Below are 19,271 nucleotides of genomic sequence, written 5' to 3'. Positions count from 1 at the left end.
GGATGGGGCCCATGTCACAGACCACCAGCAGCCCGCTGCCCCGCGAGGTCGCCGACGCCTACGTCGACGACCTCATCGCCCTCGACCCGGTGACCGGCACGTACCTCGGTGTGCAGGAGAGTTCGAGCCGTCTGCCCGACTACTCGCCCACGGGCCAGGAGGCACTCGCACAGCTCGCGCGGGACACCCTGGCGAGACTCGACGAGGCGGAGCGGAGGCCGGGCGCGGACAGTGACATCGAGCGCCGGTGCGCACGCCTGCTGCGGGAGCGCCTGACCGCGGAACTCGCGGTGCACGACGCCGACGAAGGCCTGCGCGCCGTCGGCAACATGTCCACGCCGGCGCACCATGTGCGCGAGGTGTTCACCGTGACGCCCAACCGGACCGAGGACGACTGGACCGCGATCGCCGAACGGCTGCGCGCGGTGCCGACGGCCCTCGCCGGCTACCGGGAGTCCCTGGCGCTCGGCCTGGAACGCAAGCTGTACGCGGCTCCGCGGCCGACCGCCACGTTCGTCGAACAGCTCACGGAGTGGTCGGACACGGACGGCGCGGGCCGCGGCTGGTTCGAGGACTTCGTGGCCACCGGCTCCGAGGCGCTGCCCGAGGCGCTGCGCGCCGAGCTGGACGAGGCGGCCCGGGCCGCGACCGCGGCGGTCGTGGAGCTGCGGGACTGGGTGCGCGAGGTGTACACGCCGACGGCCGAGGGCGCGCCGAACACCGTCGGCCGGGAGCGGTACGCCCGCTGGTCCCGCTACTACAACGGCACCGACCTCGACCTCGACGAGGCGTACGCGTACGGCTGGGCGGAGTACCACCGGCTGCTCGGCGAGATGAAGAAGGAGGCCGAGAAGATCCTGCCGGGCGCGGCCACGCCCTGGGTGGCACTGGCCCACCTCGACGAGCACGGCAAGCACATCGAGGGCGTCGACGAGGTCCGCGACTGGCTGCAGGGTCTGATGGACCAGGCGATCGACGCGCTGGACGGCACCCACTTCGAACTCGCCGAGCGGGTACGGAAGGTGGAGTCGCGGATCGCGCCGCCCGGCAGCGCGGCCGCCCCCTACTACACGCCTCCGTCGGAGGACTTCTCCCGGCCGGGCCGCACCTGGCTGCCGACCATGGGACAGACCCGCTTCCCGGTCTACGACCTCGTCTCGACCTGGTACCACGAGGGCGTCCCCGGCCACCACCTCCAGCTCGCCCAGTGGGCGCACATCGCCGGGGACCTCTCCCGCTACCAGGCCTCCGTCGGCATGGTCAGCGCCAACGCCGAGGGCTGGGCGCTGTACGCGGAGCGGCTGATGGACGAGCTCGGCTTCCTCACCGACGCGGAGCAGCGGCTCGGCTATCTGGACGCGCAGATGATGCGGGCGGTGCGGGTCATCGTCGACATCGGCATGCACCTGGAGCTGGAGATCCCGGCGGACTCTCCGTTCCACCCGGGTGAGCGCTGGACCCCGGAGCTGGCGCAGGAGTTCTTCGGCGGGCACAGCAGCCGCCCGGCGGACTTCGTCGAGAGCGAGCTGACCCGCTACCTGAGCATCCCCGGTCAGGCGATCGGCTACAAGCTCGGCGAACGGGCCTGGCTGCTGGGCCGGGAGAAGGCCCGCGAGCGCCACGGCGACGCCTTCGACCTCAAGGCCTGGCACATGGCGGCCCTTTCGCAGGGGTCGCTGGGGCTGGACGACCTGGTGGACGAGCTGGCACAGCTCTGATCCCGCGGGCGGCGCGTCAGCAGCCGCAGTCGGCCGCGTCCACGGGCGCGGTCAGCGGGTCGGCGGCGCGCCGCTCGCCGCCCTCCCAGGTCTCGAACGCGAAGCCCTCGCGCGCCCAGTACTCGAAGCCGCCGAGCATCTCCTTGACCCGGTAGCCGAGTTCGGCGAGCGCGAGGGCGGCGCGGGTGGCGCCGTTGCAGCCGGGGCCCCAGCAGTACGTCACCACCGGCACGTCCTTGTCGAGGAGCTGCTCGGCCTGCTCGGCGATGAGCGCGGTGGGCAGGTGGACGGCGCCCGGGATGTGGCCCTGGTCCCAGGACTCGGTGGAGCGGGAGTCCAGGACGACGAAGCCGGGGTCGCCGTCGGCGGCGAGGGCCGCGGCCACGTCGGAGACGTCGGCGTGGAAGACGAGGCTCGCCCGGAAGTAGGCGGCGGCCTCGGCCGGGGCGGCGGGGGCGACGCGCAGAACGGGGTTGACGGTGGTCGTGGTGACGGTCATCGCAGGGCCTCTCCGTGGCGGTTCCGACTGGTTGCTCCGGCTGGTTGCCGATGACCAGAAATCTACGGCCGGTGCTCATCTCCCTGAAGGGGCGATCCACGGCGTGGACCTTGCTCCGCCGGGGATTCCCCTGCTATCTCTCGTCCATGACCGCGTATTCCCCGGACGCCACGGACTGGCGCATCCTCGAGGTCCTCCAGCGCGAGGGCCGGGCCAGCTTCGCCGATCTGGCGCGTGCCGTGGCGATGTCGCCGAGCGCCGTCACCGAGCGGGTGCGGCGGCTGGAGGAGGCGGGCGTCATCCAGGGGTACGCCGCCGTCGTGGACCCCGAGCGGCTGGGGCTGCCGATCCTGGCCTTCGTCCGACTGCGCTACCCCAACGGCAACTACAAACCGTTCCACGACCTGGTGGCCGTCACGCCCGAGATCCTGGAGGCGCACCATGTGACGGGCGACGACTGCTTCGTGATCAAGGTCACCGCGCGTTCGATGCGGCACCTGGAGGAGGTGTCGGGGAAGATCGGCGCGCTGGGATCGGTCACGACCAGCGTCGTCTACTCCTCACCGCTCCCCCGCCGCCCGCTCGGCAGATAGCCGCGCTGGCGCACCGACGACCCCGATCTCCCCTTGACGACCTCCAGCTGCGCGTGGATCCGCCGCCGCAGGTCGGCGACATGGCTGACGATGCCGACGCTGCGATCGCGTTCGCGCAGGGAGTCGAGGACGTCGAGGACCTCGTCGAGCGTCTGGTCGTCGAGGCTGCCGAACCCCTCGTCGATGAAGAGGGTGTCGAGGCGGACCCCGCCCGCCTCGTCGGTGACGACGTCGGCGAGGCCGAGGGCCAGGGCGAGCGAGGCGAAGAACGTCTCGCCGCCCGACAGCGTGGCCGTGTCCCGCTCGCGCCCGGTCCAGGCGTCGACGACATGCAGCCCGAGCCCACTGCGTCCACGGCCGGCCCGGTCGTCGGAGTGGACGAGGGTGTAACGCCCGGAGGACATGCGCTGGAGCCGTACGGTCGCGGCGGCGGCCACCTGTTCGAGACGGGCCGCCAGGACATACGCCTCCAGCCGCATCTTGCGCTCGTTGTCGGCGGAGGTGCCGGCGGTCAGTCCGGCCAGACGTGCCACGCGGTCGTACTCGTCGCGCAGGGGCGCGAGTCGGCGGACACCGCTCTCCGCGCGCGCGGAGAGCTGGTCGAGTTCGGTGCAGCGGCGCGCGGCGGCGTCCTGCGCGGAGGCGGCCCGGCGCAGCCGCTCCGCGGCCCGACCGGCCGCCCGGTCGGCGCCTTCGACGTCGGCAGGCGGCTGTTGGGCCGCGGCCACGGTGCCCGGTTCGGCGAGGACGGCCCGTACGGCGGCCTCCTCGGACTGCCAGGCGTCCAGCCGCCGTTGCAGCTCGCGGTGGGCGGTGTCGTCGAGGAGGGCGCCGGCTGCGGCCTGCGGGGTGTCGAAGCCGGCCCGGAACGCGGCCTCGTCGAGGCGTCCGTCGGCGGCCTTGAGGCGCTCGGCGCTCTCGTCGGCGACGCGGGCGGTGTCGGCCGCGTCGGTGAGCCGTGCCGCCCGCTGCTCCAGCTGGGCCGCCCGCGCGGCGACGCTCTCCGCCGCTCCCCGGGCCTGCGTCAACTCCTCCTCCAGCGTGGACCGTTCGGCCTCCAGTCGCTCCCGGTGCCCGACCCGGGACGCGGCCCTCACCTCGGCTTCGCGCTGCGCCGCCGTGCGGCGTTCGTGCTCCTGCTCGGCCTGGCGCAGCTCCTCGCGCGCGGGGTGCAGCGCGGAGGCGTCCCGGCGGGCCTGCGCATAGGTCTGCTCGACCTCCTGGGCCTCGGCGGCGAGCCGGTCCGTCGGGGTGTCGCCCGCCTCGGCGGTGGCGGCCGCCAGCTCTTCCCGCACGGCGCCGAGGGCGCGTTCGTCCTGCGCATGACGCTCCTCGGCGCGCCGGGACGCGGCGAGGGCCTGTTCCTCGGCCTCGCGGTCGATGTGCCCGGCGTCCTTGCGGGCCGGGGCCGGATGCTCGACGGCTCCGCAGACCGCACAGGCCTCGCCGTCCTTCAGCGTCGCGGCCAGCTCGGCGGCGATGCCGTTCAGCCGCTGTTCCTTGAGGTCGAGCCAGTGTGCGCGGGCCGTCTGCGCCTGCTCGCCGGAGGTGAGGGCCTGCCGCCGGGACGCCTCCAGGTCCCGAGTCAGTTCGTCGCGCCGCCGGGCGGCCGTGAGCCGCTTCCGGGCGGGCTCGCGCCGGCCGTCGAGCTGTTCGGCGTGGGTGGCGGCCTCCTGGGCGGACTCGATACGGGCCTGCAGCGCGGCGCGGGTCGCGTCCCAGCCGGCGAGCCAGCCCGCGCTCTCCGCCAGAACCTCCTCGTCGTCCCGCTCCTGTCGGTCGAGCTCGGTCCGCTCGGCGGCGAGCTCGGCCAGCCGGCGCTCGCCCCGGCGGGCCGACTCCAGCCCGCCCAGTTCCTCGGCGGCCCGGCGGGCGGCGGCGGCGAGCCCGGCGGCCGAGGAGTCCGCGAACCGCTCCGGGAGCAGGGCACGCGCGTGTGCCGCACGGGCGGACGCCCTGGTGTGCTCGGTGTCGGCGGCCTCGCGCAGTTCCAGCGCCGGCGCCACCGCCTCCGCCTTGCGCCCGCGCTCCATCCGCGCCTGCGCCTCCTGATGCGCGCCGGCCCGCTCCTGAAGCAGCCGGGCCCGCGCCTGCGCCTGCCCGAACCGCCCCTGCAACCGGTCGAGTTCGCGGACGTCGGTCAGCGTGCGCTCCGCCGCGGCCTGCCCGGACTCGGCGGCGAGGCGGCCGCAGTGGGCGTGCGTCAGCAGCTCGCGGGAGGTGCTGCGGGCGACGGCGGCCGCGGCCAGCACCGCCTCGGCCAGGCCCGGTTCGCCCGGGGCGAGTTCGGGCAGCTCCATGGCGTCCCCGGCCACCTGCTGCATCCGGTGCGCGTCGGCGAGCAGCGCGGAGTCGCCCTCACGCACGCGTGCCTCGGTGGTGCGGCGGCGTTCGGCGAGCCGCTTCTCGACGTCGGCGAACCGCTGGGTGTCGAACAGCCGGCCCAGCAGCCGGCCGCGCGCCTCGGCGTCGGCGCGCAGGAAACGCGCGAAGTCGCCCTGCGGCAAGAGCACGACCTGGCAGAACTGCTCACGGCTCATGCCGAGCAGCTGGGTGATCTCCTCGCCGATCTCCTGGTGCGAGCGGCTGAGGTCCTTCCAGGCGCCGGCGACCGAGTCGTACTCACGCAGCCCGCTCGCGGCCTTCTCGACCACCGTTCCGGTGCGGCCGCCCTTCTTGGGCCGCTCGTACGGCGGCTGCCGGGTGACCTCCAACCGGCGCCCCGCGACGGTGAGTTCGAGGACGACCTCGGTGCGCGCGGCGGACGCGGCGTGGTCGCTGCGCAGGTTGATGCCCTGGCCGGCGCTCTGCCGGGCGCCGGGCACGGAGCCGTACAGCGCGTAGCACACGGCGTCCAGGACCGAGGTCTTGCCGGCGCCCGTCGGCCCGTGCAGCAGGAAGAGTCCGGCGGCGGAGAGTTCGTCGAAGTCGACGCTCTGGGAGCCGCCGAAGGGGCCGAAGGCCGTCAGGTCGAGCCGGTGCAGCCTCACCGCGCCACCTCCCGTACCGCGTCGTCCACGCGTACGGCGTCGAAGGCGTCCCGCAGCACGCCCTGCTCGCGGGCGTCGGGGCCGGCGCCGCGCACATGGGCCACGAAGTCCTCGGCGATCTCCTGGTCGCTGCGGTCGGCGAGGCGGCGGGCGTAGGAGACGTCCGGGTCGTGGGGGGCGCGCTCGGGGGCGAAGACGAGGCTGAGCGTGTGCGGGAAGCGCTCGGTGAGGCGGGCCATGGGGTCGGCCGGGCGGACGGCGTCGGTGAGCGTCGCCTCGACCCACGCCTCCTCGTGGCGCGCGAGCGCGGGGTCGGCGAGCAGTTCCTCCAGGGGCCCCCGGACGCGGGCCAGCGCGCGTGGGACCGGGCAGTCGATGCGCTCGGCGGTGAGCTCCCCGGCGGCCCCGAGGTCGACCAGCCACATGGTCTTGCGGTGGGCGCTCTCCGAGAAGGAGTACGGCAGCGGGGAGCCGGAGTAGCGCACCCGCTCGGTGATGGTCTGGCAGCCGTGCAGATGCCCGAGCGCCGTGTAGTCGACGCCCTCGAAGACCCCGGCGGGCACGGAGGCGACCCCGCCTACGGTGATGTCGCGCTCGCTGTCGCTGGGCTCGCCGCCGGTGACGAAGGCATGGGCGAGGACGACCGAGCGCGTGCCGGGCGCGCGTGCGGCGAGGTCGGCTCGGACGCGCTCCATGGCGGCGGCGAGCACGGCCTCGTGGCCGGCCTTCTCCACGCCGAACTCGTCCTTCACCAGGGCGGGTTCGAGATAGGGCAGGCCGTAGAAGGCGATGTCGCCGTGCGCGTCGGCGAGGACCACGGGGGTGCCGGCCGCGGTCGGGTCCGTGCGCAGGTGGATGCCCGCGCGGTCGATGAGCCCGGCGCCGACGCCGAGCCGGCGGGCCGAGTCGTGGTTGCCGGAGATCATCACCGTGGGCACGCCGAGGTCGGCGAGGCGGTGCAGGGCGTCGTCGAACAGCTCGACCGCGGCGAGCGGGGGCACCGCGCGGTCGTACACGTCTCCCGAGACGACCACCGCGTCCACCTCGCGCTCGCGCGCGGTCGTGACGAGGTGGGCGATGAACTCGGCCTGGGCCCCGAGCATGCTCACCCGATGGAACGCCCGGCCCAGATGCCAGTCGGAGGTGTGCAGTATTCTCATGAAATCCCCCTGAACTGCACTTTTCGCCCCTACTGCGTCTCTGGATCCGGCACGAACCCGTACGGCTCGTCGTCAACACCCACCACGCTAGCTCCTCCAGCCACCCGCGAAGGCCCCACCGGAGTCACGCGGACGTCCGGTGGGGCCTTCGTTTGCGCTCGACCGAGAGGACCCGGTCAGCCGGAGGTGAGGAGGAGATCGACGGCGGCGTCGATCGCTTCCTCGAGAGCGACCGCGTTCCTCACCCCGTCTCCCGGCCCGGTGTCCTCCACCCGGTAGGAGCCTCCGGTGACCGGAGAGATCTGGATTTCGCGTGCCCCCTGCCTCCCCAGCTCCGTGGAGAGCCGCAGGACCCCGTGGCTGAGATAGGGAAAGAGCCCGCGGAGGCGGCCGTTGGCATGGGCCGCCTCCACCAGGGGCCGTTCGTCGTCGTAGACCTCCGCGGTCCGCAGCCATTCCCACTGAGCCGAGATCGGATCGCCGCTCTCGTACCCGCGGGCGAGCCGGCCGAGCCGCATGAACGGGAAGGCCCCGGCGAACTCGTCCACGGGCAGTCCGCTGCGCCAGGCCGCCACTGCCCTGACGAGCTCCCGCAGATCGTCCGTCATTCCGTCCGCCCACGTGAATCCGCGCCCGCGGATGTCGAGGGAGATCATCCGCTCGTGCTTGCCGAGCAGCATGGACATCGTGCCGCGGTCCGTCGCGATGACGGCACTCTTGTAGCGCCCCGGCCCCGAGGCGTACTCGCTGTAGGGGGTTCCCACATCCAAGCCGCTCTCACGGGCCAGGCTCTCCAGAGCGGAGACGAGACCGCCCCTCTCGATCAGGTCCGGGTACAGAGCGGAGTCCAGGAACAGGGACAGGTCCGGACGGGGGGAGGTGTCGTTCGTCTCCACAGTGGAGGGCGCTCCTTGAGATCGTGGTCCTAGCACTTGCACGAAGGTCCCGTGTCGTTGATGAACGGTCGCAATCTACCGAAGCTCGACCAGTCGGGCTCATCGGGAAAGAATTCCACTTTCTTCTTCGCTGTGACGTCCGTGCGATACCAGTGGATCGTCGTCCAATCGCGTTCTCCATTGGCCACCGCTCGGGCGATCCATCCCATCTCGATCTCTGTCGATCTGGCCCCCGGGGCGAGTCCCTCCTTGGCGGCGGCCTCGAACGTGCCCAGGTCGTCCATGTTCACGTGCAGCGTGACCTTGGGATCCCGGATCGCGCTCTCCACCGGCCCCATCCAGTTGACGCCCGCGAACTCGTCGCCCCCGAAGTGCTTGTAGTTCTTGCCCTCCGCCCACTTGTACGTTCCCTCTGCCGCCCTGCCCAGTGCCACATCGCAGTTGTGCACCAGCACCGGCGTGGAACCGGCGAGCACGTAGTACGTGTGCAGTTCCTCGACCGTGAGGTTGTACATGTCGGCCGCGCCGACCTCGTGCCGGACGCCGACCAGTCGGACGCGGCCGTCCTCGGCGGTGCTGAGGTCGTGGCCCACGGCGAGTTCGCCGGCCTGGATCCACGCGCGAGCCGTGGCGTCCCAGAAGGGGTGTTCGTAGGTGGTGTCGACGGTGACGATACGGCCCTGTTCGTCACGGATGCTCAGGTAGACCAGGTCCGTGTCGCGGTGGCCGCCCTGAGCGGTGACCGTGCGCGCCCCTTGGCGCTTGCCCGTTCTGGGATCGGCCGCCGCCACCTTGTCACCGGGCTTGATCTTCCCGATCTCCTTGGTGCGCCCGTCCTTCATGAGCACGCGGGTCGAGGAGGTGAAGCTGCACAGCACCCGCCCGGCCTTGCTCAGCGCGTTGACGAACCTGACCCCGCCCCTGGCGACGGCGCCGGCGTCGCCCGTGGACATGGCCAGGCCGAGGGTGTCGCACTTGTCCTGGTTGTGGTTGAAGGCGCACTGGTACCAGGGTTCGAGCATCGTCATGTCGCCGAAGGCGGACATGACGGTCTTCACGAGCTGCTTGTCGGAGTCGATTTCCGCCTGGGTGTAGCAGGTGTCGTACTTGGGGAGCGGAAGGACCGGATTACCGAAGCACTTCGACGGCTTGAAGAAGTAGTTGTAGAGTTTCTGCGCCTCTTTCTGGCGCTTCTTCCTGAAGTATTCCTCGGTCGCCTTGTTGGCTTTGTTGACCTTCTCGATGTTCTTCTTGACGCACGCCGAGTCGCAGCTGTTGTCCTTCTTGCCGCACAGCTCGGGGTTGGCGTCGCACTTCGTGCGGCCGGTCGGGTCGCTGTAGGTGACCGGGTTGTTCTCCGTGTAGCTGTAGCCGTTCATCTGCTGCGGGTCGCCCGAGTCCATGACCGGGTCGACGCTGAGGAAACGGCCGGTCGCCAGGTCGTACTCGCGGGCGCCGAGGTGGGTCAGCCCCGTCGTGCTGTCCTCGGTGCCGCCGATGAAGCCCTTCTGGCCGGGCCATGAGGTCGGCGCCTGCCCGCGAGCTCCGCCGAAGGGGGTGGAGCGGCGCTGCTGCATGGACAGGTCGGTCGCGTTGACGGCGAGTTCGGAGGTGCCGTGGTGGTCGCCGAGGAGGAACGACAGCTTGCCGTCGTCGGTGCGGATCGCCTGGTTGCCGCCGCCGAGGTCGTAGTAGCGGGTGGCCTTGGCAGCGGTGGCGCCCTTGGCGAGGGTGATCTCGGTGGAGCCGAGGTAGAGCGTGGTGTCGGAGTCGGTGCGGCGGATCAGCCGGTTGCCGTCGGCGCCGTAGACGTAGGAGGTGGTCTTGGCGCCCTCGGTGACCTTGGCGAGGTGTCCCTCGGCGTCCCAGTCGAGAGTCTGCTGGGTACCACCGATGGTGCGGGTGCGGGTGTTGCCGACCGTGTCGTACGTGTAGGTGTCGATGGACGAGCCGTTGGCTGCGGCGGTGGTGACCTGGGTCAGGCCGTGCGGCCGCGGCGACTTGGGCGCGGGGTACTCGTAGGTGCGCTTGACGTCCTTGGCGGCGTCGCCGGTCGTGTCGTGGAGCGTCTCGGTGCGCCGGTTGCCCGTGGCGTCGTAGGTGTACGACTGCCAGTAGGGCGCGGGGCCGCCGAGCAGGGATCCGGCCGTGGCGGAGCAGCCGGTGGCGCCCTGGGCCCAGGCCTCGGTGAGGCGGCCGAGGTGGTCGTAGCCGAAGCACTGGTTGTCGGTGCCGTCGCGGGACACGTCACTGATCGACGTGATGTTGCCGGCCTTGTCGTAGCCGAAGGTGGACGACTTGTCGACGCCGGGCACGCCCTCGCGGTCGACCCGCGTGTTGTCCAGGAGCTGGGTGCCCCACTGGTAGGTGTTGGTGACCTGGGTCTTCTTGCCGCCGCTCTGGTACGTGAACTGCAGCGGCTTGCCGGTGTAGCTGTAGGCGGTGGCGGTGATGTAGGTGACACCGCCCGTGCCGGAGAGCGTGACCGGACGCAGGACGTCGTCGTAGGTCGGGGTGAGGACGTCGGAGGCGAGGCCGCCGGCCGCCGGGTAGCTGCTCGACTGGACGGTGCCGTCGGGGTTGTACTTGGTGTTCGACTGGTAGGCCCCCTGGAGGGCGCCCTCGGAGGCCGGGATCGTGGTGGTCACCCGGTTGGGGCGGTAGAGCGTGTCGTAGATGTTGTACGTGGTGGTGTACGCGCTGCCGCTCGCGCCGCCGACGTAGCGGGTGGCGGAGGCCGGCTGGCCCTCGTTGCCGGCCGGGTCCCAGACGTGCTTGGTCAGCAGCGGGCCGGTGGCGGTGCCGTCGTGGGTCTCCAGCTCACGGCCGAGGCCGTCGTAGACGTGGGTGATGGTCTGCTTCGGCTGGCGGTCGTCGGTGCTGGTGAGCAGCAGGTTGCGGTCGTCGTAGGTGTAGGTGGACTCGCCCTTGTCGGGGTCCTTCGTCCCGATCTTGTTGCCGCGCTGGTCGTAGCGGTACGTCCACTGGTTGCCGACGGGGTCGGTGACCGCGGCCGGCCGTCCGGCGGGGTCGTAGTCGTAGTGGGTCGTGGACGGGGTGCCGGTCGGCGTGGCGGCGTCGTACTGCAGCAGGTCGGTGGTGCGGCCGCGGCTGTCGGTGACCGTGGTGCTCGGCGTGCCGCCGGCCGGCGGGGTGACCGTGGTGCGGTCGCCGCCGTAGCTGGTGGTGGTGACGGCGAGGACCGTGCCGCCGTCGCCGTTGCCGGCCACCTGCTGCGACTTGACGACGCGGCCGAGGCCGTCGTAGGTGTTCCAGGTCTGGGTCTCCACCGCCAGGGCGTCGTCGAGCTTCAGCAGCTCGGTGGAGGGCGCGGCGGTGTTGTAGTACGGCGCGAAGGCCTTGGCCGTCAGGCCGCGTTCGTCGTAGAAGACGTCGTTGACCAGCCTGCCGCCGGACGGGCCGGGGCCCTGGGTCTGGCGGGTCCGCAGAAAGCCGTCGTACAGCGTGTACGAGGTGCGCTGCCCGCCGTCGTTCTTCAGCGTCTTCGTGGCGACCGCCACCGGCTTGCCGTCGGTGATGGTGTATTCGAACTCGTAGTTCGGGGTCTGGTTGTTGGCCTTGGAGCGGTCGGGCAGCCAGATCTTGAGGCCGCGGCCGAGCGCGTCGTAGGTCCGGTCGGTGCGCTTGTTGTTGGTGTCCAGCACGGTCTCGGGGAGTCCGCGCAGGGTGTCGTACGTGGTGGTGCTGGTCTGGGCGGTGGAGGCGGTGCCCGCGGTGGCCGGCGGGCTGGTGGTGGTGACCGTGACGGGGAAGCCGGTGGTCGGGCTGTACGCCGTGGTCGTCGTCCGGCCGTCGGTGCGGTCGGTGCGCACCGGGGCGCCGGTCAGGGTCGCGGTGACCGTGCCGGTGATGTCGGTGCTGGTGAGCTGGCGGCCGTAGGTGGTGTCGTAGGTGACGCCGGATTCCAGGTAGGTCGCGGTGGTGCCGTTGTGCGACTTCAGGCTCGCGACGCGCGTGGGGTCGCCCTTGGTGGGGGCGGCGTTGTACGCCTGGCCGTCGTAGGCGGTGCGAATGTCGGACAGCACGTCCTTGGAGCGGTCCGGGGTGGCGTCGCACTTGACAGCCACGGTCTCCACGCGCGAGGGCTTGGTGAGGATCCAGGCGGTGGTGTTGTCGACGTAGGTGGTGCGGGTGCACTGGTCGTCGGCCGCGGTGGAGGTGTCACCGAAGTCCTCGAGCTGGGTGACCCGGCCGGCGGTGTTCTCGGCGGTGTTGGTCTGGTACGTCTGCCGCCACTTGGCGCCCGCGCCGTCGTCGAGGGAGGTCCAGGTCCGCACGGAGGCGGTGCCGGTCAGGTTCGCGGTGGTGATGCCCCACACCCGGACCCGGCTGGCCGTCTGGTGGTGCCAGGGCGTGCTGACGGTCTTCTCGAGCACCCGGCCGCCGGGGCCGCTGTAGTCCTCGGTCTTGTACTCGAAGCCGGCCGCGGAGTCGTGGTCGGTGATGGTGCCGCCGTTGTCGTCGGAGACGGTCACGGACCTGGTGCCGTCGCCGGTGGACGGGCCCTTGCGGTCGCCGTCCATGCCGCGCAGGAAGTAGTGGTCGGTCTGCGACTTCATGCCGACCGGGTCCTGGCCGCCGGTGCGTTCTCGTACATGGCCGTAGCCGCGCCACTGCGACCAGGTCTTGTACTTCTCCTTGGTCAGGCCGTCGTCGTCGGCGTAGTGCCAGGCCGCGCCGTCGAGGTAGTCGTAGCGGGTGACCATGTCCGGCGAGGAGTTGGTGCGGTCGGTCTCGGTGACCGACTCCACCACGTACTTGTTGAACCACTGCAGGGTCGGGTCGGCGTCGCCGGACTTGGTGAACCAGACCGGGTAGCAGCGGGTGGTGTTGGTCTGCGGGGTCGGCAGGTTGCCCGCGTCGCAGGCCGCCGCGGAGTAGTTGACGTCGATCTGGCCGCCGGACTCGTCGACGACGGTGGACAGGCGCTCCTTGATGAAGGGCGCGGTGTCGTCGCCCGCGATGTCGAGGCGGTTGGCGTCCTGGTGGTATCCGAAGGTGACCTTGGGCAGGGTGATCTCGGGCGTCGCCGACTTGCCGGTGTGCTGGATCGAGTCGAGCAGCAGCTGGTAGTCGATGTCCGCCATGCCCCAGCGGTGGCCCAGCGTCCAGGTGTCGATCGGGGCGTACGTGCCGTCCGACTTGAGCACCTGGGTGGTGACCGACGTCAGCCGCTTACGGGTCCAGAAGCTCGGGGAGGCGGACTTGGTGCAGTCCTCCCCGGACTTGCAGTTCAGGTCCCACGGCGTGTCGTACCAGTAGAACTTCTTGTCCTCGATGGTCGAGGCGTCGCAGGTCACACCGGTCTGCGGCAGGCAGCGCTCGGACGAGACGAAGCTGACCTTGGCCAGGGCCTTGGCCGAGTAGACGGTGTCCTTGCGCAGCCCGTACTCGATCCGGTCCAGGTAGCCACCGCGGTCGTAGGACGTCTCGTCCGCGGCCGTGAGGTTGCGGGCGTAGTAGTTGGACTCCTTCTTGTAGTAGTAGGAGATCGCGTTGCCGTGGACGTCGACGGCGTAGTCGAGGTTCCAGCGGTAGGCCTGTCGGCACCAGGAGTCGGCGAAGGCGGCGGCGTGGCAGGGCTCGCCCTCGTCGTCGCCGTAGACGGGGGTCGTCCAGGTGGAGTCGGTGGTGTCCTTGCCCGACGCCCAGCCGGGCAGGCGGTTGTAGCCGAAGAAGTACTGGGTGCCGTCGGTCGTGGTGACCTTCCAGTACTCGTCGTTGCGGGCGCCGTTGGAGCGGACGTCGGAGGTGGTGCCGTAGACGCGCTGGACCTTGGTGCCGTCGTCACCCTTGATCTTGAAGGTGTCGGTGCCGGCCGGGATCAGCTCGCCGGCGCGCCCGTTGAACGAGATCGTGGCGTTGTCGTACGCCCAGCACATGTCGCCGGGCTTGTTGCCGTCGGCGTTCTTCACGTCGTCGTCGGCGCAGCCCTTGTAGCTGCGCTCGATGGAGCCGGGCCACAGGTTGAAGCCGTCGCCCGCCCAGGAGGACTGGTTGTTGGTGGAGGACGTACGGCCGTCGATGCCGCCGGAGGAGTAGGACAGGCCCACGCTGGGCGCGAACTTGCCCGGCACGCCCGGCACGGGCATGTCGTACGACCAGGAGAAGCTGCCCGAATTCAGGCTCGTCGACCAGGTCGCGGAGGGGGACAACTGGCTGGCGGTGTAGTCGCCGCCGGCGCTGGAGGCGCCGTCGGCGGCGGCCGTGGTCGCCGCCAGCATCATCGGCTCGGCGCCCGCGATGCTGACGTCGCCGGACAGTGTGGTCCCGTCGTTGCGGGCGTCGACCGGCGTTTGCGTGCGGCACTCCGCGCGCTGCGGGGTCGTCGCGGCGCAGGCGGGCAGCCGTACCAGCTTCAGGCGGGCGGCGTAGGCGCCGCCGTAGGCCTGCGCGAAGTCGGCGTAGTCGACGCTGACGCCGACCTTGGCACCCTGGGCGCCGGTCCCGCGCCGCACGGAGAACAGCAGGCCCTCGACGCCGGCCTTGCGGGCGGCCGTCGCGTCCAGCACGCGTACGGTCGCGTCGCCCGACAGCGCTGTCGGCGTCTTCTTCGCCGCGGGCGCCGTCAGCGACACCGGCAGCGTTCCCGCCCGTCGGGTGACCGCCTTCTCGCCCGGCCGCAGGGTCACCGTCGCCGATCCGGCCTTCGGCAACGCGTGCCGTGGGGCCGCGGACGGCACCTTGCGCTGCCCGTCCGTCCCGCGCGGCAGCGACTTCACCGTGTGCCCGGACAGCGCCTTCTCCGAGGCCGGGACCTTCGGCATGTCGTCCGCCTGTGCCGCCGACGGCGTGAACGCCCCCTGCAGCAGGGTTCCGACCAGTACCGCGGACACGGTCACGGCGATTCTCCGCCGTGCTCTCGCCCGTACCCCTTCAGCCAAGTTCATGCGTTTCCCCCTTCACCCGCTGGTTTTTTCGACGCCACGACGGCAAGACGACGCGGCGGAAGGCAAGACATCCATGGGTGCGGGGGCGGGCCTTCGGGTCCGCCCCCGCACGGGTCCGTGCCGGCTGTTACGGGCCGGGGACCGTGGCCAGGTCCGTACCGTTGGCCAGCCGGGCGATCTGGTCGTCCGAGGCCACGCCCTGGAAGGTCCACACGTCGTCGATCACGCCGGGCCAGTACTCGCCCCAGGCGCCGTCGGTCCTGCCCCGGCCGAGCTGAAGGCCGGCGGTGGCGTTGAACGGCAGGACGTTGGAGTTCCAGGACACCGAGTCGGTGCAGCCTGCGACATCGGGGCTGCCGTCCTCGTCGCTGTCGGCGCAGACGACCTGTTCCAGGTTGCCGTCGACGTACAGCCGCATCTGATCGGCGAAGGCGTCGTAGACCACCGCCAGATGGTTCCAACTCGTGTTGTTCATGAAGTTGGGATGCTCGGCCGTCGCCACGGTCGCGCCCTTGACGTCGGAGCCCGGCATCGCCAGCTGCCATCGGCCGGCGTTCGCCGGGTCGGTCGCACTGGGCACGTACCGCACCGCGAAGCCGCTGTTGACCGAGCCCGCCTGCGAGAACACGGTCACCGGATGATCCGGTCGGGCCGCGGTGCTCACCCAGGCGGCGGCGGTGAAGCTGGTCCCGGTGGAGACGGGCGAGGTGGCCGTGGAGGCGTAGTCGCCGCTGCCGTCCAGCAGCAGCCCACCGGTGCCCACGTAGTTGGAGCTGCCGGAGACGTCGATCGAGGCGTTGCCGGCCAGCGTCAGCGCCCGGTTGCCCGAGGAGTCGTCGGCGGAGGTCAGCGGAGTGCCGGAGCCGGAGTCCAGCTTCCAGCGGCCCTGCACGACCGGTCGGGCCTTGTTCAGTTCCTTGACCTCGTCGCCGGACAGGGCTCGGTCGAACAGCCGGACATCGTCCAGGTCGCCCTTCATGAAGGCCTGGGCCCCGCCCGTCGCCTTGTAGCCCAGGGTGACCGGGCCGGTGGCGAGCCAGGGGGTGGTGAAGGGCTGCGTGTCCTTCAGCACTCCGTCGACGTAGAGCCGGATCTGACCGGCGTCGTAGTCGTAGACGCCCACGACATGGGTCCACTCCCCGAGTCGGGCGGCTGCGCAGTTCACGTTCGCGTCACAGGCGTTCTGCCGGGCCCGCGCCAAGGTGGCGCCGGTCGCGTCGGAACCGGCCCGCAGGAAGACCCAGCCGCCCAGTGCCGAGGAGTGGACCAGTTCGAAGCCCGGGACACTGGTGCTGCCCTGGGTCACCGCCATCATCGCCCGGCTCTCCTTGTCCTTGGGCAGTCTGGCCCAGGCGGAGACCGCGAAGCTCTGATACGTGTCCAGCACCGGCTGCGCGGTGATCACCCCGTCGTCGACGCCGTCGAAGGTCGCCGCCGTGCCGTCGACGCCCGCCGAGCCCAGCCGGGCCCCGCCGTTGACGGTCGCCGTGACCTGCTGCGACCGGCCGACGGCCGCGGTCGCCGAGGCGTCCTCGTCCAGCGGCCAGACCACCTTCGCCGGACGGTTGGTGTTCACCGGCTGCTTGGCGTAGAGGCGGCTGATCTGGGCGGCGGTGAGCTGGTAGTCGAAGAGCTGGGCCTCGTCCAGATCACCGGTGAAGTAGTTGCCCAGGGTGCCGTAGTGCTGGGCGACGCCCAGGAGGGTGCGGCCGCGGGAGTCCCACGGGGTGGTGAACGCCGCGCTGCCGACCAGTGCGCCGTTGACGTACAGCCGCATCTCCCCGTTGGGGTTGTCGAAGACGCCGACCAGGTGGGTCCAGGTGCCCAGCCGTGCGGCGGCGCAGGCGGTGTCGCCGGTCGGGCAGGCGGGCTGTGCGGCGCGTGAGATGGCCGGCGGCGAGGCGTCGACGCTGTGCCGCAGGAACTGCCAGCCGCCCAGCGCCGGGGAGTAGTAGATCTCGAAGCCGCTGGTGTTGGCGCCGGCCTGCGAGAGAGCCACGACCGAGGTGGCGGGCTGGGTGGCGGGCAGCTTGGCCCAGGTGGACACGGAGAAGCTCTTGGCCGTGTTGAGCACCGGGGAGGTGGTGGCGGCGTAGTCGTCGGTGCCGTCGAAGTGCAGGCCGTGGCCCGAGACGCCCTCCCCACCCGGGGTCGCGCCGTTCAGCTGGGCGGGCCACTCCCCGCCCACACCGCTGACCGTGGACGAGCCGGCCGCCTCGTTGAGCTTCATGTTCAGCCGGTCGGGCTGGCCGGCGTTGACCCGGAACTGATAGGTGCGGATCTCGCTGCCGTTGCCCGCGGTGTCGAAGGCCTGCGCCGTGATGAAGTTGACGCCGGACTTGGTCGGCATGAACTTCGTCGTCTGCGCGGCGCCGGCGGAGGTGGTCAGCGTGTGTGCGCTGGTCGGGTCGCCGTTGATGCCGAACCAGTACTTGGACACGTCCGCGGACGTCGAGTCGATGGTGAAGGTGCCGTACCGGCCCACACCGTCCAGCCAGGGGTCGTTCGGGTCCTCGGGGTCCGAGGCCGGGTACTGGGTGGAGGCGATGGAGGGACCGGCGGGCACGCTCGTGTCGTAGACCATGTTGCAGTCGGTCGCGGAGCCCGTATAGCTCCAGGGCGACCATTGCGCGCTGTCGTAGGAGCGCACATGCCAGCCGATGGTCTTGTTCTTGGGGATGGTCGTCGGCAGCGAGATCGCGAAGTCGGAGCCCGACTTCTTGTAGGTCGTCCGGGCCGAGGTCCAGCGTGCGGTGTAGCCCTTGCCGTCACCGGTGTCCCAGGACGCCTGGAACTGCACGGAGATGTTGTCGCCGTCCGGGTCCGTCACGTCGTTCGCCCGGATCTTGGGCAGGATGCGGACCCGCTTGGCGGTCGAGGAGCAGGCGCCGCCGGGGTCCTGCGTCAGCTGCGACATACGGATCTGCGTCGGCGGGCGGTTGTACTGCACCCGCAGCCATGCGTCGTCGGAGAACCGCTTCCACGACAGCACGTCGTTCTCGTCCCGGGCCTTCAGACCGAACGTCGTGGTCGACCAGCCGTTGGCCGCCGCCTGCTGCACCGCACGCAGCGCCCAGAACTCCACGCTGCCGCCCGGGCAGTCGCTGCTCCAGCCCTTCGCCTCGCTCAGCGTCTTCTGCAGGTCGACCCAGAAGCCGTCGGCGTTCTGCGTGTTCCATGTGGTCGAGGAGTTGATCCCCTTGGTGCGCCACAGCTGCACATCGGTCTTGGTGCAGCTGTAGGAGTGCGTCTCGTTGACCACGAACTCCGCCGACAGGATCGACTTGCCCGCGAACCGCGAGGTCGGGATCGTGTAGAAGATCCGCTTGACGTCCTCGGGCGCGCAGCGCGCGTCGCCCGCGCAGTAGCCCATGCCCGAGTCGGAGTTGCCGTTGAACTTCCACTGCGGGGACGAGGCCCAGTAGCGGGAGGCGAAGGTCCAGCTGCTCGCCTTCGGCGTGTACCACTGCGGGTCGATGTAGACCGGGAACGTGGCGGTCTTCAGCAGTTTCCGGTCCGGCTTCAGCACCAGTGCGTCGTCGCCCGGGGCGACGCTCACGCCGATGGGCGCGACCTTCGCGGACTCGCCGGGCCCGTGCGACGGATCGGCGGCCTCGGCCGCCTTCCCGGCCGCCGTGCGGGCCGCCGCGGTCGACGCGCCCTTGGCGGAGTCCCACATCATCGGCCGCGGGGCCTCGAAGACCGGCCCGCCGGCAGCCGTGTCGACCGCCGCGAGGCCGCCGTCCGGCGTGGTGCGTACGTCCATGCCGTCGGCGTTCATCGCCAGCCGCAGCTCGGCCAGCTTCGGGTTCGCGGCCGCTTCGGGCGTCTTGACGACCAGCACCTCCGAGGCGCCGTCGACGCTCGCCTTCACCTGCAGGTCCACGTCCTCGAGCACCGACGGATAGGTGGCCGTGTCACCGTCGATCACCGGCTCCGGCAGCGCCGTCGGCCAGGACAGGGACAGGGTCCGGCCCGCCCGCTCCAGCGTGATCAGCGGTTGCTTCTTCCCGCCGCCGGAGAACGTGATGCCCACCGTCGCGGCCTTGGGCCCGACGCTGCCGTCGGCGCGCTTCTCCAGCGCGGTGTCGATCGCCTTCCACCCGCCATTCACCCGCGCCCGCACCGGACGCAGATGTTCCACGGCCTCGAAATTGCCGTTCGGCAAGGCGTAGGTCTCGCTGGTCTCAGCGCGCAGCGAAGTGATTTCCACCTTTTTTCCCGAGCGCGCGGCCTGACCGAAAGCGGCGTTCTCCGTGCCCTTCGCCGGCGCGGCCCCCTCGGTCACCTCCTGCTGCGCCCGGGGAGCGGCGGCCGCCGTCCCCGTGAAGGCCGGCACCATCCCGCCCAACAACGTAAGACCTGCAACGGCGCTCACTGCGCATGCAGCGGCGCGGCCCCGTCTGGGAACCGTCATCCCCCAGTCCTCCCCCGGACTTTCAATCGATAAAACGATCAAGCTTTCGCCAGTCGAAGCTAAAGGGAGGGAAACAGGCCGTCCAGA

Annotated in this window: 8 protein-coding genes; 2 read left to right on the top strand and 6 right to left on the bottom strand. The window is 71.1% G+C overall.

Going from position 1 to position 19,271, the window contains the following annotated elements; genetic code table 11:
• Nucleotides 1-11 precede the first annotated feature (11 nt).
• A complete protein-coding gene (locus ABZ725_RS44945) occupies nucleotides 12-1,718 on the top strand; it encodes a DUF885 domain-containing protein (RefSeq protein ID WP_358808146.1) in 1,707 nt (568 codons plus the stop codon).
• A 16-nt stretch (nucleotides 1,719-1,734) separates the two neighbouring features.
• On the opposite strand, the gene ABZ725_RS44940 is transcribed toward ABZ725_RS44945, so the two are convergent.
• Nucleotides 1,735-2,217, bottom strand: a complete 483-nt coding sequence (locus ABZ725_RS44940) for a rhodanese-like domain-containing protein (protein WP_358808145.1) — start codon at nucleotides 2,215-2,217, stop codon at nucleotides 1,735-1,737.
• Between the two features lie 146 nt (nucleotides 2,218-2,363).
• Here ABZ725_RS44940 and ABZ725_RS44935 point away from each other — a divergent pair, with 146 nt between their 5' ends.
• Nucleotides 2,364-2,810 (top strand): Lrp/AsnC family transcriptional regulator, encoded by a 447-nt coding sequence (locus tag ABZ725_RS44935; protein WP_328483234.1) that lies wholly within the window; start codon nucleotides 2,364-2,366, stop codon nucleotides 2,808-2,810.
• Here the strand turns inward: ABZ725_RS44935 and ABZ725_RS44930 are convergent.
• The 5 genes from ABZ725_RS44930 to ABZ725_RS44910 form a co-directional block, all read right to left on the bottom strand.
• Nucleotides 2,771-5,800 (bottom strand): SMC family ATPase, encoded by a 3,030-nt coding sequence (locus ABZ725_RS44930; RefSeq protein WP_358808144.1) that lies wholly within the window; start codon nucleotides 5,798-5,800, stop codon nucleotides 2,771-2,773. The two genes, ABZ725_RS44935 and ABZ725_RS44930, sit on opposite strands and share 40 nt — an antisense overlap.
• Nucleotides 5,797-6,960, bottom strand: coding sequence for an exonuclease SbcCD subunit D (locus ABZ725_RS44925; protein ID WP_358808143.1), 1,164 nt, complete (start codon nucleotides 6,958-6,960; stop codon nucleotides 5,797-5,799). Before ABZ725_RS44925 ends, ABZ725_RS44930 begins: the two co-directional genes overlap by 4 nt.
• 176 nt (nucleotides 6,961-7,136) lie before the next feature.
• Nucleotides 7,137-7,856 (bottom strand): DUF6193 family natural product biosynthesis protein, encoded by a 720-nt coding sequence (locus tag ABZ725_RS44920; protein WP_358808142.1) that lies wholly within the window; start codon nucleotides 7,854-7,856, stop codon nucleotides 7,137-7,139.
• Between the two features lie 29 nt (nucleotides 7,857-7,885).
• Nucleotides 7,886-14,719 (bottom strand): polymorphic toxin-type HINT domain-containing protein, encoded by a 6,834-nt coding sequence (locus tag ABZ725_RS44915; protein WP_358808141.1) that lies wholly within the window; start codon nucleotides 14,717-14,719, stop codon nucleotides 7,886-7,888.
• 175 nt (nucleotides 14,720-14,894) lie between these two features.
• Nucleotides 14,895-19,109: a LamG-like jellyroll fold domain-containing protein gene (locus ABZ725_RS44910; protein ID WP_358808140.1), complete on the bottom strand. Its 4,215-nt coding sequence runs from the start codon at nucleotides 19,107-19,109 to the stop codon at nucleotides 14,895-14,897.
• Nucleotides 19,110-19,271: the final 162 nt, after the last annotated feature.

The sequence above is a fragment of the Streptomyces sp. NPDC006872 genome (assembly GCF_040635845.1).
Taxonomy (GTDB): domain Bacteria; phylum Actinomycetota; class Actinomycetes; order Streptomycetales; family Streptomycetaceae; genus Streptomyces.
Note: the sequence above shows the minus strand (reverse complement) of the source record. Positions and strands in the feature narration are given on the sequence as shown.